General features: G+C 75.7%; 3 protein-coding genes. All 3 read right to left on the bottom strand.

Annotated elements, in window-relative coordinates:
• Positions 1–14: 14 nt before the first annotated feature.
• A complete protein-coding gene (locus EV374_RS29705) occupies positions 15–22,580 on the bottom strand; it encodes a type I polyketide synthase (protein WP_486486035.1) in 22,566 nt (7,521 codons plus the stop codon).
• A gap of 363 nt (positions 22,581–22,943) precedes the next feature.
• The gene (locus EV374_RS29700; protein ID WP_132240469.1) at positions 22,944–23,804 is read right to left on the bottom strand and encodes a metallophosphoesterase family protein; all 861 of its coding nucleotides are present in this window, start codon (positions 23,802–23,804) and stop codon (positions 22,944–22,946) included.
• A gap of 245 nt (positions 23,805–24,049) precedes the next feature.
• Positions 24,050–24,715: acyl carrier protein (locus EV374_RS29695; protein WP_486486034.1), on the bottom strand; the 666-nt coding region annotated here is incomplete at its 5' end.

Raw genomic sequence — 24,715 nt, 5'->3', positions numbered from 1 at the left:
ACTGGGGACAACGGTCAGGAATCGGTTCCGTCAAGCGCCAGCCTGACGAGGGCGTCGGTGTCGAGGTCGTCGAGGTCCAGGTCCTCGTCGGTGGACTCGGCACCGTCGCCGCCGTCGGCGTCGGCGAGGTTGAGCAGCAGGTCCAGCAGCCCGGCCTCCCGCAGGCGGGTCAGCGGGATCGCCGCGAGCGCCTGCCGGACGGCCGCCTCCGCCGGGTCGCCGCCGTCCGCCTGTGCCCCCTCGGGCAGCAGGCCGTCGAGCAGGTTCTCGGCGAGCACGGCCGGGTTCGGGTAGTCGAAGACGAGGGTCGCGGGCAGCGACAGGCCGGTGGCCCCGGTCAGCCGGTTGCGCAGCTCGACCGCCGTCAGCGAGTCGAACCCGAGCTCCTTGAAGGCGCGCTGCGGCTTGACCCGGTCCGTGCCGGAGTGGCCGAGCACGGCGGAGGCGTGGGTGCGGACGAGGTCGACCAGGTGCCGGACCCGCTCGGGCCGGGGCAGCGTGAGCAGGTGCTCCCGCAGGGCGTCGACGGCCCCGCCGGGCTGCTGCTGCCCGGCCTGGGCGTGCAGCGCCTCGCGGGCCTCGGCGATGTCGTCGAGCAGCGGCCGGGGGCGGGCCAGGGCGTACGCCGGGGCGAAGACCGCCCAGTCGACGTCCACCACGGTCAGCGCCGCCCGGGGCAGGCCGACGGCGTACCGCATGGCGTGCACGGCGTCGGCCGGTGCCATGGCGGTCAGGCCGCGCCGGGCCAGCGCCTGCTGGGCCTCGCCGGTGGCCATGCCGCCGTCGGCCCACGGCCCCCAGGCCACGGAGGTCGCCGGCAGGCCCCGCCCGCGACGCTGCTCCGCGAGCGCGTCCAGGAAGGCGTTGCCGGCGGCGTACGCGGACTGCCCGCCGCTGCCCCACACCCCGGCGATGGAGGCGAAGAGCACGAAGGCGTCCAACGTCCGGTCGGCGAGCAGCGCGTCCAGGTGCACCGCGCCGGCGACCTTGCCGTCGAGCACCCCGGCGAACGCGGCCAGGTCGGTGTCGGCGATCAGGCCGGGCTCGCCGGCGCCCGCCGCGTGGACCACGGCCGTCAACGGCGCGGGGTCCTCGTCGAGCCGGGCCAGCAGTGCCGCCACCTGGTCGCGGTCGGCCACGTCGCAGGCCACGACCGACGCCCGTACGCCCTGTGCGGTCAGCTCCTCGCGCAGCTCCACCGCCCCCGGGGCGCGCTCGCCCCGGCGGCTGGTCAGCACGACGTGCGCGGCGCCGTTGGCCGCCGCCCACCGGGCGACGTGGGCGCCCAGGGCGCCGGTGCCACCGGTGACCAGCACCGTGCCGAACGGCCGCCACCGCTCCGCCGTGTCGGGGGCGGCGGGTGCCGCCCGGACCAGGCGGCGGACGAACACCCCGGAGGGGCGTACGGCCAGCTGGTCCTCGTCGCCGGCGCCGGTCACCACCCGCGCCAGCCGGTCCCACGCCGTCGCGTCGACCTGCTCGGGCAGGTCCACCAGTCCGCCCCAGAGCTGGGGGTGTTCCAGGCCCGCCACGAGCCCGAGGCCCCACAGCCCGCTCTGGGCGACGCCGTGCACCGCGTCCCCGTCGCCGGTGCTGACCGCGCCCTGGGTCAGGCACCAAAGCCGGGTCGTCGCCCCGGTGTCGTGCAGGGCCTGGAGCAGCAGCAGCGTGGCGGCCGTCCCGACCGGTACGGCCGGGTGGGCGGGGTGCGGCTGGTCGCGGAGGCCGAGCAGCGACAGCACGCCGGTGACGGGCCCGTCGGCCAGCGCGTCGGCCAGCCGGCGGGCGAGTTCCGCCCGGTCGGTGCCGACCGGGTCGACGGTCAGCCGGACCACGTCGGCGCCGACCTCGGCGAGGGCCTTGGTGACCGCCTCCGCGCGGGTGCCGTCCGTCAGGTCGTCCTCCGCCGTCACGAGCAGCCACACGCCGGGGCGCGCCGGCTCGGCGGTGATGTCGGCCCGCTTCCACCCGACCCGGTACGACCACGCGTCCACGACCGCCCGTCGCGTACGCGCGCGGTGCCAGGTCGACAGGACCGGCAGGGCCGGGGTGAGGGCGTCCAGGGCGGCGCCGTCGTCGCCGAACTGCGTGGCGAGGGCGCTCAGGTCGCCCTGCTCGACGGCGGCCCAGAAGTCGGCGTCGACGCTGTCGGTCGTCCTCGTACGCGGCCTGTTCGCCGGTTCCGGCCAGTAGCGCTGGTGCTGGAAGGTGTACGTCGGCAGGTCGACCCGCCGCGGCCCGCTGTCGGTGAACCACTCCTGCCAGGTCACGGGCACGCCGTGCACGTGCAGTTCCGCCAGCGCGCCGAGCAGCGCCTGGGCCTGCGACCGGTCCCGACGCTGGGTGGCGACCGACAGGACGTCGTCGTCGTCCGGCAGGATGTCCGCCGCCATCGCGGTCAGCACGCTCTGCGGGCCGATCTCCAGGAACGTGTCCGCCCCGGCGGCCCGCAGGGCGGTGACCCCGTCGGCGTAGCGGACGGCCTGCCGGACGTGACGCACCCAGTAGTTGGCCGTGCGGATCTCGTCGGCGTCGGCGAGCGCGCCGGTCACGTTCGACACGACCGGCAGCGCCGGCGCGGCGAACGTCAGCCCGGCCAGGACCGCCCGGAACTCGTCGAGCATCGGCTCCATCAGCGGGCTGTGGAACGCGTGGCTGACCGCGAGCCGACGCGTGCGCACGCCCCGGTCCCGCCAGTCGCGCTCGATCTCGTCGAGGGCCTCCGCCGCGCCGGACACGACGATCGACGTCGGCCCGTTCACCGCCGCGACACCGACCCTGTCGGCCAGCCCGGCGATCGACTCCGCCACCGCCTCCTCCGAGGCGGCCACGGCCAGCATCCCGCCACCGGCCGGCAGCGCCTGCATCAACCGACCCCGCGCGGCCACGAGGGCGCACGCGTCGGCCAGGGACAGCACCCCGGCCACGTACGCGGCCGTCACCTCGCCGATCGAGTGGCCGGCCACCATGTCGGGCACGATCCCGAACGACTCCACGAGGCGGAACAGCGCCACCTCGACCGCGAACAGACCGGCCTGCGTGAAGACGGTCTGGTCCAGCAGGTCCGCCTCTTCCGTACCCGCCTCGGCGAACAGCACCTCCCGCAGCGCACCCGGCAGCAGGGGGTCGAGGTGTCCGCACACCTCGTCCAGGGCAGCCGCGAACACCGGGAACGCCTCGGCCAGCTCCCGGCCCATGCCGGCGCGCTGCGCGCCCTGACCCGAGAACACCAGCGCCAACTGGCCCCGGGGCCCGCCCGGGCCCGCGAAGACCCCGCCGGAGGGCTCACCCGCCGCCAACGCCGCGAGGCCCGCCAGCAACTCGTCGCGGCCCGTCCCGGCCACCACCGCACGATGTTCCAGCACCGACCGGGACACCACGCTCGACCACGCCACGTCCAGCGGGCGTACGCCGCCGTCGGCCGCCAGCCAGCTCGCCCAGCGGCCAGCCTGCGCGGCCAGCGACGCGCCGTCGCGGGCCGACAGCAGCACCGGCACCAGCGGCGGTACGTTCCCGGCGACGATCTCGCCCTCGACCAGCTCGGCGGGCGGCTGCTCGATGATCACGTGCGCGTTCGTGCCGGAGATGCCGAACGACGACACCGCCGCCCGACGCGGCCGATCCACCGCCGGCCACGGGGTGGGCTCCGTAGCCAGGGCCACCGCCCCGGCCGTCCAGTCCACGTGCGGCGACGCCTCGTCCACGTGCAGCGTCGCCGGCACCAGGCCGTGCCGCATCGCCAGCACCATCTTGATCACACCGGCCACACCGGCAGCCGCCTGCGTGTGCCCGATGTTCGACTTCACCGACCCCAACAACAGCGGCCGATCCCCCGGACGCTCCTGCCCGTACGTCGCCAACAACGCCTGCGCCTCGATCGGGTCACCCAACGTCGTGCCCGTACCGTGCGCCTCCACGGCGTCCACGTCCGCCGGAGACAGGCGGGCATTCGCCAGGGCCTGCCGGATCACCCGCTGCTGCGACGGACCGTTCGGCGCCGTCAGCCCGTTGGACGCGCCGTCCTGGTTCACCGCCGTGCCCCGCACGACCGCGTAGATGCGCCGACCCTCCCGCTGGGCGTCGGAGAGCCGCTGCACGAGCAGCACGCCGACGCCCTCGGACCAGCCGGTGCCGTCGGCCGACGCCGCGAACGACTTGCACCGGCCATCGGCCGACAGGCCACGCTGCCGCGAGAACTCGATGAACGTCCCCGGCGTCGCCATCACCGTCACACCACCGGCCAGCGCCAGATCGCACTCACCGCTACGCAACGCCTGCACCGCCAGGTGCAGCGCCACGAGGCTCGACGAGCACGCCGTGTCGACGCTGACCGCCGGGCCCTCCAGCCCGAACGTGTACGCCACCCGACCCGACAGCACGCTGCCCGAGTTGCCGGTGCCGACGTAGCCCTCGACCTCGCTGGCCAGCTCTATGAGCCGGTTCGCGTAGTCGTGGTACATCACGCCGGCGAAGACGCCCGTCCGGCTGCCGCGCAGCCGCGACGGGTCCAGCCCCGCGGACTCGAACGTCTCCCACGACGCCTCCAGCAGCAACCGCTGCTGCGGGTCCATCGCGAGGGCCTCGCGCGGCGAGATGCCGAAGAACGCGGGGTCGAACGCGCCGGCGTCGTACAGGAAACCGCCGTGCCGGGTGTACGACGTCCCGGGGTGGTCCGGATCGGGGTGGAAGAGCGTGTCGAGGTCCCAGCCGCGGTCGGCCGGGAACTCGCCGACGCCCTCCCCGCCGGTGCTGACCAGCTTCCACAGCTGCTCGGGTGACTGGACGCCGCCGGGGTAGCGGCAGGCCATGCCCACGATCGCGATCGGCTCGTCGGCGTCGCCGGCGGTCGGCTCGTCGGAGACGACGGCGGCGAGCCGTTCGCCGACCAGTTCCGCGTACACGTGGGCGGTCAGGGCCTGCGGGGTCGGGTAGTCGAACACCAGGGTCGAGGCCAGCCGCAGACCGGTCGCGCCGTTGACCCGGTTGCGCAGCTCGACGGCGGTCAGCGAGTCGAAGCCCAGCTCGCGGAACGCCCGGTCGGCCGGCACCGCCTCGGCGCCGCCGTGCCCCAGCACCTGCGCGACGAGACCCCGCACCAGCTGGTCCACCTCGGTGAGGCCGTTCTCCTCGCTGAGCCTGGCGAGCCGGTCGGCCCAGCCGTCACCGCCCTTGCCCGCCTGGCGGCGGGTGTTCGCCGTGCCGATGAGGACCCGCAGCATGGGCGGCACCATCCCGCCGGAGGCCGCCGCGCGCAGCGCGGGCACGTCGATCACGGCCGGCACCAGGGCCGGCCGGTCGGCGCCCAGGGCGGCGTCGAACAGCTCCAGACCGGTCCGGGCGTTCATGCCCCGGAGGCCGGCACGTGCCGACCGGGCCCGTTCGACGCCACCGATCGAGGCGGCCATGCCGGCGGTGTCCCACATGCCCCACGCCAGGCTCACCGCGGGCAGGCCCGACTTGCGCCGCCACACCGCCAGCCCGTCCAGGAACGCGTTGGCCGCCGCGTACGCCGACTGACCCGGCGAACCCAGCACCCCCGCCACCGACGAGAACACCACGAACACGTCCAGATCCGGCGCGAGGGACGCCGTCGCCTCGTGCAGGAACCACCCGGCCGACACCTTCGGCGCCAACACCCCGGCCAGCCGCTCCGCCGTCAGCCCCTCCACGACACCGTCGTCCAGGACACCGGCCGTGTGCACCACACCCGCCAGGCGACCCTCGGCGCCGATCTCCGCCACCAGGCCGAACACCTGGTCCCGGTCGGTCACGTCACAGGCGACGATCCGCACGTCGGCGCCCAGCGCGGTCAGCCGCCCGGTCAGCTCGCCGGCACCCTCGGCCTCCGGACCGCGCCGCGACACGAGCACCAGCGACCGCACGCCGTGCGCCGACACCAGGTGCTCCGCGACCAGCGCCCCGAGCGCACCCGTACCGCCGGTCACCAGCACCACGCCGTCACCGAAGGCCGGCGCCTGCGTCGACGCCGGTACCACCGCACGGACCAGACGCGGCACGAAGACCTCGCCGCCACGGACGGCCACCTGGCCGCCGGTCGGGTCCGCCGCGTAGCGGGTCAGCGTGCCCAGCACGCCGGGGTTCACGCCACGGTCCACGTCGGCCAGGACGATGCGGCCCGGGTGCTCCGACTGCGCCGAGCGCAGCAGACCCCACACCGCCGCGGCGGCCGGATCCGTCACCTGGTCCTCGTCGGCGACGGACACGGCGCGTCGGGTGGCCACCACCAGTTTCGAATCCGCCAGGACGTCGGCGGCCAGCCACGCCTGCACGAGGCCCAGCACGTCCGCCGTCATGGCCCGGGCCCGCTGCGCCGCGTCGGCGTCGCCGGCGTCCGGCCCGGTCGGCGTGAACAGCAGTCGGCGCGGCGGCGCGGTGCCGGTGTCGATCGCGGCCAGCAGCTGCCTGATCGTCTCGGCGGAGGGACCGCCGGGAACGCCCGGCAGGGCCGGACCGCCCAGCACCGCCCAACCCGACACGTCGTCGACCGGTTCGGTCTCCTCCGCCTGCCAGACCACCTCGAACATCGACCGGGACGCCACACCCGCCGTGGCCGTGCCGGCCAGCTCACGCAGGACGAGGGAGTCCACCGACACCACCGGTGCGCCCACCTCGTCGCACGCCATCAGCCGCACGCCGGCGCCGCTGCGGGACAACCGGACCCGCAGCACGCTGGCACCGGCGGCGTGCACCTGCACGCCCTCGAACGCGAACGGAACCCGTGGCCCGCCCGGCTCCTCGCCCAGCAGCAGGGCGACCGGGTGCAGGGCCGCGTCCAGCAGCGCCGGGTGCACCCCGAACCGGTCGATGCCCGCCACCGCGTCGTCCGGCAGGACCACCTCGGCGAACACCTCGCCGTCGCCCACCCACGCGCGTCGCAGCCCCTGGAACACCGGCCCGTACGCCAGGCCGCGCGCGACGAGCGCCGGGTACCAGCCCGCCAGGTCGACCTCGGTCGCGCCGACCGGCGGCCAGGTGCCCGTCCTCGGCTCGTCCGCCGTCGCCGGCTCCAGCACACCCTCGGCGTGCTGGAGCCAGCCCGCCTCGGGGTCGTCGTCGGGGCGCGAGTAGACGGCGACGGGACGCTGCGACTCCTCGCCCGCCGACACCCGGACCTGGATCCGCACGGCGCCCGCGTCGGGAAGCACCAGCGGCGTCAGCACCGCCAGGTCACGCAGCCGGGACACGCCCGCCTCGTCGCCGGCGCGCACGGCCAGTTCCACCAGCGCCGTGCCGGGGACCAGCGGCACGCCCGAGACCACGTGGTCGGCCAGCCAGGGGTGGGTGGCCAGCGACAGCCGGCCGGTCAGCACCACCTCGTCGTCGCCGGCGAGGTCCACCGTCGCGCCGAGCAGGCCGTGCCCCGCCACACCGAGGCCCGCGCCGCTGACGTCACCGGCCCGCAGCCGCCCCACCGCCGGCCAGAACCGCTGCCGCTGGAACGGGTACGTCGGCAGGTCCACCGGGCGGGTCGCGGTGCCCGGCAGGAGGTCGGTCCAGGTGACCGGCACGCCGTGCACGTGCAGCTCCGCCAGCGCGTTCATCAGCGACACAGGTTCCGGGCGGCCCGGGCGCAGGCTCGCCACGACGGCCGCCGGGAGGGTGTCGCCGTCGTCGGGCAGGCAGCCGCGCACCATGCCGGCGAGCACCGCGTCGGGGCCCAGTTCGAGGAAGACCCGGACGTTGCGCGTACGCAGGCTGGCGACCCCGTCGGCGAACCGGACGGTCTCGCGCACGTGCCGGACCCAGTAGTCGGGGGTGCCGATCTCGTCGGGGTCGGCGACCTCGCCCGTCAGGTTCGACACGATCGACAGGGTCGGCCAGTGGAACGTCATCGCGTCGAGCACCTGCCGGAACTCGCGCAGCATCGGCTCCATCAGCGGGCTGTGGAAGGCGTGGCTGACGTTCAGCCGGCGGGTGCGTACGCCCCGGTCCTGCCAGGTCCGCTCCACCTCGTCGAGGGCCCCGACCTCGCCGGAGACCACCACGGCGGTCGGGGCGTTCACCGCCGCGACGCCGAGCCGGTCGGTGAGCCCGGCCAACGACTCGACGACGGCCTGCTCGTCGGTGCCGACCGCGAGCATCCCGCCGCCCTGCGGCAGGGCCTGCATGAGCCGGCCACGGGCCCCCACCAGCGCGCAGGCGTCGGCGAGGCTGAACAGCCCGGCGACGTGGGCGGCCGCCACCTCGCCGATCGAGTGCCCGGCCACCAGGTCCGCCCGGACGCCGAACGACTCGACCAGCCGGAACAGGGCCACCTCGACGGCGAACAGCCCGGCCTGGGTGAAGACGGTCTGGTCCAGCAGCTCCGCCTCCGGCGTGCCCGCCTCGGCGAACAGCACCTCGCGCAGCGGACGGGGCAGGTGCTGGTCCAGGTGCCCGCACACCTCGTCGAGGGCGGCGGCGAAGACCGGGTGGGCGTCGTACAGCTCGCGCCCCATGCCGGGGCGCTGGGCGCCCTGGCCGGAGAAGAGGATCGCCGTGCGTCCGCCGCGGGCCACGCCGTGGACGACGGCGGCCGAGGGCTGGTCGTCGGCCACCGCGTCGAGGGCGGTGAGCAGGTCGTCGCGGTCCCGGGCCAGCAGCACCACGCGGTGTTCGAAGGCCGTGCGGCGGGTGGCGAGCGCGTGGGCGACCTCGGCGAGCGTCAGGTCCGGCTCGTCGTCCAGCAGGGCCCGCAGCCGGCGTGCCTGCTCGCGCAGGGCGGCGTCGTCGCGGGCCGAGAGGACGCACGCCACGAGGTCGACGGGGGACGTCGCGGGCCCCCCGGCGGGCGGCGGGACGAACTCCGGCGCCTGTTCGATGATCGTGTGCGCGTTGGTGCCGCTGATGCCGAACGACGACACCGCGGCCCGGCGCGGCCGGTCGACGGCCGGCCACGACCGGGCGCCGGTGAGCAGGGCCACCGAGCCGGCGGTCCAGTCGATGTGCGGCGACGGCTCGTCCGCGTGCAGGGTCGGCGGCAGCACCCCGTGCCGCATCGCCAACACCATCTTGATCACCCCGGCGACGCCCGCCGCCGCCTGGGCGTGACCGATGTTCGACTTGATCGAACCGAGCCACAGCGGCCGGTCCTGCGGCCGGTCCTGCCCGTACGTGGCCAGGAGGGCCTGCGCCTCGATCGGGTCGCCCAGCGCGGTGCCCGTGCCGTGCGCCTCGACGGCGTCGACGTCGCCCGGGGTCAGCCGGGCGTTCGCCAGCGCCTGCCGGATGACCCGCTGCTGCGCGGGACCGTTCGGCGCGGTCAGGCCGCTGCTGGCCCCGTCCTGGTTCACCGCGCTGCCCCGCACGACGGCGAGGACGCGGTGGCCGTTGCGCTGCGCGTCGGAGAGGCGCTCCAGCAGGAGCATGCCGACGCCCTCGGCGAAGCCGGTGCCGTCGGCGCCCGCGCCGAAGGCCTTGCACCGGCCGTCGGGCGACAGGCCGCGCTGCCGGGAGAACTCGGTCAGCATGCCGGGGGTGGACATCACGCTCACCCCGCCGGCGAGCGCGAGCCGGCACTCGTCCTGCCGCAGCGCCTGGGTGGCCAGGTGCAGCGCGACCAGCGACGACGAGCAGGCGGTGTCGACGGTGACCGCGGGACCTTCGAGGCCGAACAGGTACGAGATGCGTCCCGAGGCGACGCTTCCCGCGCTGCCGTTGCCGACGTAGCCGTCCACCTCGTCGGTCGTTCCGGCGGCCTGGGAGGCGTAGTCGTGGTAGATCAGTCCGACGTAGACGCCGGTGCTGCTGCCCCGCGCCGAGTGCGGGTCGATCCCCGCCCGTTCGAAGGCCTCCCAGGACGTCTCCAGCAGCAACCGCTGCTGCGGGTCCATGGCCAGCGCCTCCCGGGGCGAGATCCCGAAGAAGGCGGCGTCGAACTGGGCGGCGTCGTGCAGGAAGCCGCCCTGGCGGGGCACGGACGTGTCGTCCCCGCCGCTGGCCCTCAGGTCGTCCAGGTCCCAGCCCCGGTCGGTGGGGAACGGCGAGATGACGTCGGCGCCGGCGGTGACCACCTGCCAGAGCTGCTCGGGGGTCTGCACCTCGCCGGGGAAGCGGCAGGCCATGCCGATGATGGCGATCGGCTCGTCGAGCGCCGCGGCCGTGCCGACCGCGGCCGGGCGGGCGGCGTCCGATCCGCCGCCCAGTTCCCGGTCGAGGAAGTCGGCGAGCACCGCGGGGGCCGGGTGGTCGAACGCCACGGTCGCGGGCAGCCGCAGCCCGGTCGCGGCGGAGAGCCGGTTGCGCAGTTCGACGGAGGTGAGCGAGTCGAAGCCCAGCTCCTTGAAGGCGCGGTGGGGGTCGACGTTCTCCGCGGAGCGGTGCCCGAGCACGCTGGCCACGTTCGTGGCCACCAGGTCGAGCAGGTGGTTGCGCCGTTCGGCCGGGCTGAGCATCGCCAGGCGGTCCCGTACCGACGCGGTGTCCGCCGTGCCCCGACCCACCGCGCGGCGGGCCGGAGCGGAGGCGCGGACCAGGTCACGCAGCAGGCTGGGCACGGTGCCGCCGGCCGGGCGCGCGGTCGCCGGCGGCAGGTTCATGAGTACGAGGTGGGCGCTGCCGCGCTGCCGTGCCGCCTCGAAGAGCGCGACGCCCTGCTGGTCGGTCAGCGGGGCACTGGTGGCGCGGATCGCCTTGCGGTGGTCGTTGCCGTGCAGGTGCGCGGTCATCGCGCTGCTGGTGGCCCACAGTCCCCAGGCGAGGCTGGTGGCGGGCAGCCCCTGCTGGCGGCGGTGCTGGGCGAGGGCGTCGAGGAACGCGTTCGCGGCGGCGTAGTTGCCCTGCCCCGGGGAACCGAGGGTGGCCGCCACCGACGAGAACAGCACGAACGCCGACAGGTCCAGGTGCGCCGTCGCCTCGTGCAGCGCCCAGCCGGCGTCCACCTTCGGCGCCAGCACCGTACGCAGGGCGGACTCGTCCAACGAACCGATGGTCGCATCGGCGATCACGCCTGCGGTGTGCACCACCGCCGTCAGCGGGTGCGCCGGGTCCACCAGTTCCAGCAGGCGGGTCACCTGCCGGGGGTCGGTCACGTCGGCGGTGCCGGCGGTGACCCGGGCACCGGCCCGGGTGAGCTCCTCGACCAGGTCCTGGTAGTGCTCGGGGCCACGGCGCGAGGCCAGCAGCAGGTGCCGCGCCTGACCGGTGGCGACGAGGTGCCGGGCGAACACCCGGGCGAGGGCGCCGCCCGCGCCGGTGAGCAGCACGGTGCCGTCGGGGTCGGCGGGCGCGGGCACCCGCAGGACGACCTTGCCGATGTGGCGGGCCTGGCTGATGTGCCGCAGCGCCTGCCGGGCCTGGCGCACGTCCCACGCCCGTACGGGCAGCGGACGCAGCGCGCCCTGCTGGAACAGGTCGAGGATCTCGGTCAGCATCTCCCCGATCCGCGGGTGTCCGGCCTCGTTGAGGTCGAACGCGCGGTAGCTGACGCCGGGGTGGTCGGTGGCGACCGTCTCCGGGTCGCGCACGTCGGCCTTGCCCATCTCCACGAACCGGCCGCCGCGCGGCAGCAGCCGCAACGACGCGTCGACGAACTCACCGGCCAACGCGTCGAGCACCACGTCCACCCCGGCACCGCCGGTGGCCGCGCCGAAGACCTGCTCGAACTCCGTGGTCCGCGACGACGCGATCCGCTCCCCCGCCACCCCCAGGCCCCGCAGCACGCCCCACTTGCCGGGGCTGGCGGTGGCGTAGACCGTCGCGCCCCAGTGCCGGGCGAGCTGGATGGCGGCCATGCCCACGCCACCGGCGCCGTTGTGGATCAGCACCGACTCGCCGGACCGCAGCCCGGCCAGGTCACGCAGCGCGTAGTACGCGGTCAGGAACACCACCGGCACCGACGCGGCCTGCGTGAAGGACCAGCCGTCGGGGATCTTCGCGACGAGGTCGCGGGCGGCGACCACCTCGGGGGCGAAGGCCGGCTCGAACATGCCGAGCACCCGGTCGCCGGGCGCCAGGTCGGTCACGCCGGGGCCGACCTCGACCACGACGCCCGCACCCTCGCTGCCCATCACGGCCGCCGGATCCGGGTACATGCCCAGGCCGATCAGCACGTCGCGGAAGTTCACGCCGGCCGCGCGCACCGCGACGCGCACCTGGCCCGCGTCCAGGGCGACGGGCGTGGCGGGCACCATGCCGATCCCGTCGAGGGTGCCGGGGCTCACGGCGCCGACCTGCCACAGCCCGGCCGGCGCGACGAGTTCCTCGGCGGCCGGGCCGGTGGGCCGGCCCAGGCGCGGGGTGCGCACCTCGTCGCCGCGTACGGCCACCTGGCCGCCGGTGGCCGACGGGTCCTCGGCCACCGCGGCCAGCACCGCGAGGACCGTCGGGGTGAGCGCGCCGTCGACGTCGGCGAGGACGATCCGTCCGGGGTGCTCCGACTGCGCCGAGCGCAGCAGGCCCCAGACCGTCGCGCCGGCCAGGTCCCGCAGCGCGTCGGCCGGTGCGGCGAGCACCGCGCCACGGGTCAGGACCACCAGCTTGGTGTCGGCCAGGGCCTCGGCGTCCAGCCAGGACCGCAGCACGTCCAGCACCTGGGCGGTGACCGTGCCCACCAGGTCGGGCAGCCCGGCGTCCGGTGTGTCCGCCCGGACCGGGAGCACCAGCGCGCGGGGCGCCTCGACCACGCCGCCGGAGATCGCCGTGACCAGGTCGTCGACGGTCGGGAAGGCCGGCGTGGACAGCTCCGCCGGTACCTCGGCGTCGCCGAGCAGCATCCAGCCGGTGACGTCGCGCGCCGGCGTGACCCGCTCGGGCTGCCACGTCACCTCGAACAGCGCCCGCTCGGCGGGGTCCTGGCCGGTGGACGCGGTCATCTCCCGCAACGCGAGCGCGTCCACCGACACCACGGGCGCGCCCGACTCGTCGCCGGCCACCAGCCGCACCCGGGAACCCGTCCGGGTCAACCGCACCCGCAGCACCCGGGCCCCGGAGGCGTGCACCTGCACGCCCTCGAAGGCGAAGGGCACCCGCGGCCCGCCGGAGCGGTCCGCCAGCAGCAGCCCCACGGGGTGCAGCGCGGCGTCCAGCAGCGCCGGGTGCACGGCGAACCGGTCGGTGTCGGCGATCGCCTCGTCCGGCAACGCCACCTCGGCGTACGCGTGGTCGCCGGCGGCCCACAGCCGGCGCAGCCCCTGGAACGACGGGCCGTAGGTCAGGCCCCGCTCCGCCAGCGCCGGATACCAGCCGGCGAGGTCCACCTCGGGCACCCCGGCGGGCGGCCAGGTGCCCACCTCCGGCTCGTCGGCGGCAGGCTCCAGCACACCGTCGGCGTGCCGCGTCCACTCGGCCTCCGGGTCGCCGTCGGGCTGCGAGTGGACCGCCACCGACCGGACGCCGGAGCTGTCGGCCGCGCCGACGCGCACCTGCACGCGGACGGCACCGGCGGCGGGCAGCACCAGCGGCGCCGCCACCGTCAGCTCGCGTACCCGCGAGGCGCCCACCTCGTCGCCGGCGCGCACCACCAGCTCCACCAGGGCGGTGCCCGGCGCCAGCACCGCGCCGCCGACCACGTGGTCGGCCAGCCACGGGTGCGTCGACACCGACAGCCGGCCGGTCAGCACGACCTCGTCGTCACCGGCGAGGCGTACCGCTGCGCCGAGCAGCGGATGTCCCGCCGCCCCGAGGCCCGCGCCCGACACGTCGCCGCCGGCGGAGTGGTCCACCGCCGGCCAGAACCGTTCCCGCTGGAAGGCGTACGTCGGCAGGTCGACGCCGGTGGCGCCGGAGCCGGCGAACACCGCCGCCCAGTCGACGGGCACCCCGGCGACGTGCAGGTCGCCGAGCCCGGTCAGGAGTTGGTGCGGCCCGTTCTCGTCGCGGCGCAGCGAACCGACCACGACGCCCGCGTCGACGGCGCCGGTGGCCTTCTCCAGCGCGTCCTGGAGCACCACCTTCAGCACGGGGTGCGGGCTGACCTCGACGAAGACCCGGAAGCCCTGGTCGATCAGCTGGTCCAGCACCGGCGCGAGCCGGACCGGTTCCCGCAGGTTGCGGTACCAGTAGCCCGCGTCGAGCTCGGCGGTGTCGATCGGCTCGCCGGTGACCGTCGAGTGGAAGGCCACCCCGGTCGAGCGGGAGTCGACCGTGCCGAGCGCGGCCACCAGGTCGTCGCGTACGGCGTCGACGTGGTCGCAGTGTGAGGCGTAGTCGACGGCGATCGCGCGGGCCCGGATGTCCCGCTCGGCGCAGTGCGCGAGCAGTTCGGCGACCGACGCCGCGTCACCGGAGACCACGGTCGCGGCGGCGCCGTTGAGGGCGGCCACGGAGAGGGTGCCCCGCCACTGCGCGATGAGCTGCTCGGTGTCGGCGGCCGGCAGCGGGACGGAGACCATGCCGCCCCGGCCCGAGATGGCCAGCAGGCCACGGCTGCGCGCCACGACGAGCCGTACCGCGTCGGCGAGGGTCAGCGCGCCGGCCGCGCAGGCCGCGGCGATCTCACCCTGGGAGTGCCCGACGACGGCGGCCGGCACGACGCCGCACGAGCGCCAGAGCTGGGCGAGGGACACCATGACGGAGAAGAGCACGGGCTGGACCACGTCCACCCGGTCCAGGGGCGGCGCGCCGGGCGCCTCCCGGAGCACGTCGGTGAGGGACCAGTCCACCAGCCGGGACAGCTCCTCGGCGCACTCCCCCATCCGCTGCCGGAAGACCGGCGAGGTCTCCAGCAGGTCCAGCGCCATCCCCGCCCACTGGGAGCCCTGGCCGGGGAAGACGAAGACGACCTTCGACGCCGTGTCCGCGCCGGCCGGCGTGCCGTCGGCGGAGGCGAGGGCGGCCAGTCGGGCGGCGGCGTCGTCCCGGTCGGCGGCCACGACGACCGCCCGGTACGGGTGGTGCGCCCGCTGGGCGGCCAGAGAGAACCCGAGGTCGCGCAGGTCCAGGTCGGCGTCGCCGGCCAGCCGGTCGCCGATCCGGGCGGCCTGCGCCCCGAGCGCGCGGGGGCTGCGGCCGGAGACCAGCAGGGGTACGGCGGCGGGGCCGACCAGGCCGGGGAGGTCCCCCGCCGGCGAGGTCGTCGCCGGGGCCGGCTCGTCGGGCGCCTGTTCGATGATGGTGTGCGCGTTGGTGCCGCTGATGCCGAACGACGACACGGCGGCCCGGCGCGGGCGCTGCACCGCCGGCCACGGCCGGGCCTCGGTGAGCAGGGCGACCGCCCCGGCGCTCCAGTCGACGTGGGGCGACGGCTCGTCCACGTGCAGGGTCGGCGGCAGCATGCCGTGCCGCATCGCCAGCACCATCTTGATCACACCGGCCACCCCGGCCGCGGCCTGGGAGTGGCCGATGTTCGACTTGATCGAGCCGAGCCAGAGCGGCTCGGCGTCGGCGCGGTCCTGCCCGTAGGTGGCCAGCACCGCCTGCGCCTCGATGGGGTCGCCGAGGACGGTGCCGGTGCCGTGCGCCTCGACGGCGTCCACGTCGGCCGGGTTCAGCCGCGCGTTCTCCAGGGCCTGCCGGATCACCCGCTGCTGCGACGGGCCGTTCGGGGCGGTCAACCCGTTGGACGCGCCGTCCTGGTTGACCGCGGAGCCGCGCAGCACGGCGAGCACCCGGTGCCCGTTGCGCCGGGCGTCGGAGAGGCGCTCCACGAGCAGCATGCCCACGCCCTCGGACCAGCCGGTGCCGTCGGCCCCGGCGGCGAACGCCTTGCACCGCCCGTCCGGGGCCAGCCCGCCCTGCCGGGAGAACTCGGAGAACATGCCGGGCTGCGCCATCAGCGCCACCCCGCCGGCCAGGGCCATGTCGCACTCGCCGCCACGCAGCGCCTGGGCGGCGAGGTGCAGCGCCACCAGCGACGAGGAGCAGGCGGTGTCGACGGTGACCGCCGGGCCTTCGAGGCCGAACATGTAGGCGACCCGCCCGGAGGCGACGCTGCCCGCCGTCCCGGTGAGCAGGTGTCCCTCGAGGCCGTCCAGGTCGTCGCGTCCGCTGGTGGCGTAGCCGGAGGAGGCGGCGCCGATGAAGACACCGGTGGCGGTGCCGCCGAGCGTGGCGGGGTCGATGCGGGCGTACTCGAAGCTCTCCCAGGCGGTCTCCAGCAGCAGCCGCTGCTGCGGGTCCATGGCGAGGGCCTCGCGGGGACTGATGTTGAAGAAGCCGGCGTCGAAGTCGGCCGCGTCGTAGAGGAAGCCGCCCTGGTCGGTGACGGTGCCGCCGGCCTGGTCTCCGTCGGTGCCGTACAGCCGGTCGAGGTCCCAGCCGCGGTCGGTGGGGAAGCCGCCGATCGCGTCGGAGCCGGAGGTGACGAGCTGCCACAGCTGCTCGGGGGTGGCGACGCCGCCCGGGTAGCGGCAGGCCATGCCGATGATGGCGATCGGCTCGTCGGCGTCGGCGGTGACGACGGTACGGACGGTGGTGCCGGCGCCGGTGGCCCGGCCGAGCTGCGCGTACAGGTGCTCGGCGAGCCGCGCCGGGGTGGGGTGGTCGAAGGCCAGCGTGGCGGTCAGCCGTAGCCCGGTGGCGGCGCCCAGCCGGTTGCGCAGCTCCACCGAGGTCAGCGAGTCGAAGCCCAGGTCCTTGAAGGCGCGGGCGGCGGGGACCGCCTGCGCCGAGGCGTGCCCCAGCACCGTGGCGGCCTGGCCGCAGACGAGGTCGACGAGCGCCTGGCGGGCGTCCGCCTCGGACAGGCCGTCGAGCCGCTCTCGCCACGACGCCCCGGTGCTCGGCCGGTCGGTGGCGGTGCGGCGTCGGCCGCCGCCGCGCAGCAGGTGCCGCATCAGCGGCGGTACGCCGCTCGCCTCGCCGGTGACGTTGAGGCGGGCCGCGACGACGACCGGTTGCACCGCCGGCAGGGCGGCGTCGAAGAGTTCGGCGCCCTCGGCCGGGGAGAGCCGGCTCATCCCGACCCGCCGCAGCCGCTGCTGGTCGTCGCCGTCGAGGTGCGCGGTCATCGTGCTGTCGGTGGCCCACATGCCCCAGGCGAGGCTGGTGGCGGGCAGCCCCTGCTGGCGGCGGTGCTGGGCGAGGGCGTCGAGGAACGCGTTCGCGGCGGCGTAGTTGCCCTGCCCCGGGGAACCGAGGGTGGCCGCCACCGACGAGAACAGCACGAACGCCGACAGGTCCAGGTGCGCCGTCGCCTCGTGCAGCGCCCAGCCGGCGTCCACCTTCGGCGCCAGCACCGTACGCAGGGCGGACTCGCCCAACGAACCGATGGTCGCATCGGCGATCACGCCGGCGGTGTGCACCACCGCGGTCAACGGGTACGCCGGGTCGATCCCGGCGACCAGCTCGGTGACCTGCGCGGGGTCGCTGACGTCGACGGCCACGGCGGTGACGTCGGCGCCCGCGTCGGTCAGTTCCCGGACCAGGGTGGCGTACGCGTCGTCCCGGCCGGGTGCGCGGCGGGAGGCCAGCAGCAGGCGGCGGGCCTGGCCGGTGGCGACGAGGTGCCGCGCGAGTACGCCGGCCAGGGTCCCGGCCGCGCCGGTGAGCAGCACGGTGCCGTCGGGGTCGGCGGGCGCGGGCACCCGCAGGACGACCTTGCCGATGTGGCGGGCCTGGCTGACGTGCCGCAGCGCCTGCCGGGCCTGGCGCACGTCCCACGCCCGTACGGGCAGCGGACGCAGCGCGCCCTGCTGGAACAGGTCGAGGATCTCGGTGAGCATCTCGCCGATGCGGGTGCTGCCCGCCTCGTTCAGGTCGAACGCCCGGTACGTCACGCCCGGGTGGTCGGCGGCGACCCCCTCCGGGTCGCGCACGTCGGCCTTGCCCATCTCCACGAACCGGCCGCCGCGCGGCAGCAGCCGCAACGACGCGTCGACGAACTCACCGGCCAACGCGTCGAGCACCACGTCCACCCCGGCACCGCCGGTGGCCGCGCCGAAGACCTGCTCGAACTCCGTGGTCCGCGACGACGCGATCCGCTCCCCCGCCACCCCCAGGCCCCGCAGCACGCCCCACTTGCCGGGGCTCGCCGTCGCGTGGACGGTGGCGCCGAGGTGGTGGGCGAGCTGGATGGCGGCCATCCCGACGCCACCGGCGCCGTTGTGGATCAGCACCGACTCGCCGGACCGCAGCCCGGCCAGATCGCGCAGCGCGTAGTACGCGGTCAGGAAGACCAGGGGGACGGACGCCGCCTGGGTGAAGGACCAGCCGGCGGGCATCTTGGCGATGCGCTCCCGGTGGGCGACCGCCTGCGGGCTGAACCCGAGTTCGAACATGCCCATCACCCGGTCGCCGGGCGCCAGGTCGGTCACGCCGGGGCCGACCTCGACCACGACACCCGCACCCTCGCTGCCCATCACGGCCGCCGGATCCGGGTACATGCCCAGGCCGATCAGCACGTCGCGGAAGTTCACGCCGGCCGCGCGCACCGCGACGCGCACCTGGCCCGCGTCCAGCGCCCCGGGCGTGGCCGGCACCGGCCCGATCCCGTCCAGGGTGCCGGGAGTGACGGGGGCGAGGTGCCACGGCCCGGCCGGCGGGGTCAGCTCGTCGCCCACCGGCCGCGCCAGCCTCGGCACGAGGGTGCGCTCGCCGCGTACCGCGAGCTGGCCGCCGGTGACCGACGGGTCGACGGCAGCCCCGGCCAGCACGGCGAGGGTCGCGGGGGTCAACTCGCCCTCGACGTCGGCGAGGACGATCCGCCCCGGGTGCTCCGACTGCGCCGAGCGCAGCAGGCCCCAGACGGCGGCGGCGGCCAGGTCGGTGACCTGGTCGTCGTCCCCGGCGGCCACCGCGCCCCGGGTCACCACCACGAGCTTCGTGTCGGCCAGCGGCTCGGCGTCGAGCCAGGACCGCAGCATGTCCAGCACACCGTTGGTGACCGTCCGCACGGCCTCCGGCACGGCGACGCCGGGTTCGCCGGCGGGCACCGTCAGCAGCACCTGCCGGGCCGTGGCCCCGCCCGCCGCCAGGGCCGCCACGTCCGCGAAGACCGGCACCTGCGGCAGCGCGTCCGATGCCGGCCGGCCCAGCGCCGCCCACCCCGGAAGGTCGTCGACGCCGTCGATCTGCTCGGCCTGCCAGGTCACCTCGTACAGCGACCGGGCGGCGCCGCCCCGGGTCGCCGTCGCGGTCATCTCCCGCAGCACCAGGGAGTCCACCGACACCACCGGCGCGCCCGAGCCGTCGCAGGCGACCAGCCGCACCCCGGAGCCGTCCCGGGTCAGCCGCACCCGCAGCATCCTCGCGCCCGAGGCGTGCACCTGCACGCCCTCGAACGCGAACGGCACGCGGGGCCCGCCCGCCGGCTCCGCCGCCAGCAGCAGCGCCACCGGGTGCAGGGCGGCGTCCAGCAGCGCCGGGTGCACCCCGAACGCGCCCGCGTCGCCGGCCGCGCCGTCCGGCAGCGCCACCTCGGCGTACGCCTCACCCTCGGCCGTCCAGGCCCGCCGCACGCCCTGGAACACCGGCCCGTACGACAGGCCGTGCTCCGCCAGCGCCGGATACCAGCCGGCCAGGTCCACCTCGGTCGCGCCCGCCGGCGGCCACGCGCCGACGCCCGGCTCGTCGGCCGACACCGGTTCGAGCACACCGTCGGCGTGCCGCGTCCACTCGGTGTCGTCGTCGTCCTCGGGCTGGGAGTACACGGACACCGACCGGACGGCGGAGTCGTCGGCCGCGCCGACGCGCACCTGCACGCGTACCGCACCGGACTCCGGCAGCACCAGCGGTGCCGCCACGGTCAGCTCCCGTACGCGCGACGCGCCCACCTCGTCGCCGGCGCGCACCGCCAGCTCGACCAGCGCGGTGCCCGGCACCACGACGGAACCGCCGACCACGTGGTCCGCCAGCCACGGGTGCGTCGACGCCGACAGCCGGCCGGTCAGCACCACCTCGTCGTCACCGGCGAGACGCACCGCGGCGCCGAGCAGCGGGTGCCCCGCCACGCCCAGGCCGGCACCCGACACGTCGCCGACGCGCCACGGCACCACCTCGGGCCAGAACCGCTCCCGCTGGAAGGCGTACGTGGGCAGCTCCACCCGCCGCGCCCCGGTGTCGGCGAACCACTCCTGCCAGGTCACCGGCACACCGTGCACGTGCAGCTCGGCCAGCGCCGCCAGCAGCGCCTGCGCCTGTGGCCGGTCCCGGCGCTGGGCGGCGACGGTCAGCACGTCGTCGTCGGGCAGGGCGTCCGCCGTCATCGCGGTCAGCACGCTCTGCGGGCCGATCTCCAGAAACGTGTCGACCCCCGCGTCCCGCAGGGCCACGATCCCGTCGGCGTAGCGCACCGCCTCCCGCACGTGCCGCACCCAGTAGTCGGCGGTGCGGATCTCGTCGGCGTCGGCGAGCGCCCCGGTCAGGTTCGACACGATCGGCAGCGCGGGGGCGGCGAAGTCCAGCCGCTCGACGATGCCGCGGAAGCGCTCCAGTACCGGCTCCATCAGCGGGCTGTGGAACGCGTGGCTGACGGTCAGCCGGCGGGTACGCACACCCCGGTCCCGCCAGGCCCGCTCCAGCTCGTCGAGGGCGTCGACGGCGCCGGAGACCACGACCGAGGTCGGGCCGTTCACCGCCGCGACGCCGACCCGGTCGGTCAGCCCGGCGATCGACTCGACCACCGCCGCCTCGTCGGCGGCCACGGCGAGCATGCCGCCGCCGTCGGGCAGCGCCTGCATCAACCGGCCCCGCGCCGCCACCAGCAGGCAGGCGTCCTGGAGGGACAGCACCCCGGCCACGTGCGCCGCGGCGATCTCGCCGATCGAGTGCCCGCCCACGAAGTCCGGCACCACGCCGAACGACTCCACCAGGCGGAACAGCGCCACCTCGACGGCGAAGAGCCCGGCCTGGGTGAACGCGGTCTGGTCCAGCAGCTCCGCCTCGGCGGAACCCTCGGCTGCGAACAGCACCTCCTTGAGCGGGCGCGGCAGCACCCGGTCCAGGTGCCCGCACGCCTCGTCCAGCGCGGCGGCGAAGACCGGGAACTCGGCGTACAGCTCCCGGCCCATGCCGGCGCGCTGCGCGCCCTGGCCGGAGAAGAGCACCGCCAGCGGACCCCGGTCCCCGGCCTGGCCCGTGACCACCGTGCCCGACGGCGCTCCCGCCGCCAGGGACTCCAGGCCCGCCAGCAGGCCCGCGCGGTCCTCGGCGAGCACCACCGCACGCCGGTCGAGCGTCGAGCGGGACACCACCGACGACCAGGCCACGTCGAGCGGGCGCGGCTCCTCGTCGTCGCCCAGCCAGCGGGCCAGCCGGTCGGCCTGGGCGGACAGCGCGGCGGGCTGCGCGGCGGAGAGCAGCACCGGCGCGACGACGGGACGGCGCGACGGCGTGGCCTCGTCGGCAGCCGGGTCGGGGGCCGGGGCCTGTTCCAGGATCAGGTGGGCGTTCGTGCCGCTCATGCCGAAGGACGACACGGCGGCCCGGCGGACGTGGTCGCCGCCCGCCCAGGGGCGCGCCCCGTCCAGCAGGGACACGGCCCCCGTCGACCAGTCGACGTGCGGGGACGGCCGGTCCACGTGCAGGGTGGGCGGCAGCACGCCGTGCCGCATCGCCATCACCATCTTGATGACGCCGCCGGCGCCGGCGGCGGCCTGCGGGTGGCCGATGTTCGACTTCAGCGACCCCAGCCACAGCGGCCGGTCGGCGGAGCGTCCCTGCCCGTACGTGGCGAGCAGCGCCTGCGCCTCGATCGGGTCGCCGAGCCGGGTGCCGGTGCCGTGCGCCTCGACCACGTCCACGTCGGACGGGCTGAGCCGGGCGTTCTCCAGCGCCTGCCGGATGACCCGCTGCTGCGAGGGGCCGTTGGGGGCGGTCAGGCCGCTGCTGGCGCCGTCCTGGTTCACGGCGCTGCCCCGGATCACCGCCAGGACGGGGTGACCGTTGCGCCGGGCGTCGGAGAGCTTCTCGACGAGCAGCATGGCGACGCCCTCGGACCAGCCGGTCCCGTCGGCGTCGGCGGAGAAGGCCTTGCACCGGCCGTCGGAGGCGAGCCCACGCTGGCGGGAGAACTCGACGAAGGCGCCGGGCGTGGCGAGCACGGTGACGCCGCCGGCCACGGCGAGGGAGCACTCGCCGTCGCGTAGGGCCTGACCGGCGAGGTGCAGGGCGACCAGCGACGAGGAGCAGGCGGTGTCGATCGTGACGGCCGGGCCCTCCAGCCCGAAGGAGTACGCCAGCCGGCCGGACATGACGCTGGCGGCCGTGCCGGTGAGGACGTAGCCCTCCGTGCCCTCGGGCAGTTGCCGCAGCACCGAGGTGTAGTCCTGCCCGGCGGTGCCGACGAACACCCCGGTACGGCTGCCCCGCACCGACGCGGCGTCGATGCCGGCCCGCTCGAAGACCTCCCAGGTCACCTCGAGCAGGAGCCGCTGCTGCGGGTCCATGGCCAGCGCCTCGCGTGGCGAGATGCCGAACAGGGTCGGATCGAACAGGCCGGCGTCGCGCAGGAAGCCGCCCCGGTTGCTGTAGGTGGTGCCGGGGTGGTCCGGGTCGGGATCGTAGAGCCCGTCGAGGTCCCAGCCCCGGTCGTCGGGGAACGTGCCGGTGGCGTCCACGCCGCCCGCCACGAGGTCCCAGAGGTCCTCCGGCGAGGCGACCCCGCCGGGGAACCGGCAGGCCATGCCGACGATCGCGATCGGCTCGGCGTCCTCGTTCTCCAGCTCGGTCAGGCGCCGGCGCGCCAGGCGGAGCTCGGAGGTCACCCACTTCAGGTGTTCGAGGAGCTTGTCTTCGTCCGCCATGACCCACCCGCCCAGAGCTTGCTATCGATCGGAATCTGCCGATTCGTTGACCACACCACCGCCGACGGACCGGCTTCGTGCACAGGTGGGTGGAGACATGGCCGTCCGGCCAACGATCCCGACACCCGCTCCTGATTCCGGTTGTCGTGCCTGCTCAGGCGCCCGCCACGCCGGGCCGTCCCGCCGACACATGCCCGCCACCGTGACTGGACGGTACTGAGCGCCCATCACGCGCCCAACCCCTAGAGAACCCCTGATCGACCGGCCCGTGAGGGCCGTCGCGGCGGGTCCCGGACAAAGCGGTGACCAGCATCGCGACGGCGCTCAGACGGGCTGTCCGGCGACCGCCGGCAGGATGCGGCGCAGCCGCCCCGGAGGCGTCGAGCGGCGACGCCACTCCCGTGGGTAGCCCACCGAGACCTCTTCGAAGCGGACCCCGTCGTACCAGGTGGTGCGCGGGATGTGCAGGTGGCCGTAGACGGCGACGCGGGCGTCGAACCGGACGTGCCAGTCAGCGGTGGCCTCGGTGCCGCACCACTGCGCGAACTCCGGGTACCGCAGGATCCGGGTGGGTTCGCGGACGAGCGGGAAGTGGTTGACCAGGACGGTGGGCAGCCCGTTGCGTTCCGCCGTGAGCCGGCGCTCGGTCAGGGCCAGCCGCGCCCGGCACCAGGCGTCGCGCGTCGGGTACGGGTCCGGATGCAGCAGGATCTCGTCGGTGCAGACCACGCCGACCTCGTGGGCCCGCGCCAGGGCCTGCTCCTTCGTGTACGTCCCGGCGGGCCGGAAGCTGTAGTCGTAGAGCAGGAACAGCGGCGCGATCAGGACCGGGTCGTCGCCCTGCGGGTCCCAGACGGGGTACGGGTCCTCCGGAGTCACCACCCCGAGCCTGCGGCACAGCTCCACCAGGTGCTGGTAGCGCGCGTCTCCCCGCAGCTGGATCGGGTCCTCGCGGGGGGTCCAGAGCTCGTGGTTGCCAGGGGCCCAGATCACCTTGGCGAACCGGTTGCTGAGCAGTCCCAGCGCCCACTCGATGTCGGCGACGAACTCCCCGACGTCGCCGGCGACGATAAGCCAGTCGCCGTCGCGCTCCGGCCGCAGCCGCTCGACGATGGCCTTGTTCTCCGCGTGGACCACGTGCAGGTCACTGATGGCGAGCAACTGAGGCAGGCCGGATCCGGCCATGCGGACCTCCCGTCCATCCGGGGTACCGCACGCACCCACATCCGTACCGCTCGGCTGCCGGTGGGCAGGGCGAGACGGCCTGACGGGCTCCGACCCTACGGAGCCCGGCCCGCACCGGCACACCCCTAGACGGGGTCCGTGCACCCCTAGGCAGCCGCGCCTGCCCGACATCGCCGGTCAGGCGTCCGGCGATGTCGGGTGTCCCTTCCCCCGGCCCGTCCTGCCCGGGGCCGGGCAGTGTCCGCTCAGGACTTGCCGAACTCCCGCTGGATGATGTCGAAGAGCTCGTCCCGGCTCGCCGACTCCAACTCCTGCGTGGCGGCCGGCGCCGGTGCGGTGGCGGCGGGTCGGCCCCGCCACCTGGCCACCAGGTCCTCCAGCCGACCGACGACCGCGTCGTCGACCTGGTCGCCCGGCAGCCCGCCGAGGAGCTTGTCGAGGCGTTCGATCTCGGCCACGATCGGCAACGCCGGCTGCTCGGGCGCCAACTCGGCCCGCAGGTGACCGGCGAGCGCGTTCGGCGTGGGATGGTCGAAGACGAGGGTGGCGGGCAGTCCGATGCCCGTTGCGGCGGTCAGCCGGTTGCGCAGCTCGACGGCGGTGAGCGAGTCGAAGCCCAGTTCGAGGAAGCCGCGGGCGGGCCTGATCCCGCTCGGCGTGGCGTGTCCCAGCACCGCCGCGGCGGTGCTGCGGACCAGGTCGAGCAGGATACGGTCGCGCTCCGGCCCGGAAGCGGCGGCGAGGCGCTCGCGCAGCGCCGACGCGGCGCCGCGGTCCTCGCTCTTCGGCGTCTCCTCGGCCTGTGCGGGCTGCGCTTCGGGGATGTCGGTGAACAGGCGCGACGGACGCAACGCCGTGAACGACGGCACAAACCGATCCCACCGCACATCCGCCACCACCACCTGCGACTC

It is taken from the genome of Micromonospora sp. CNZ303 (assembly GCF_004345505.1).
This window is presented reverse-complemented; position numbering and strand designations above follow the sequence as displayed.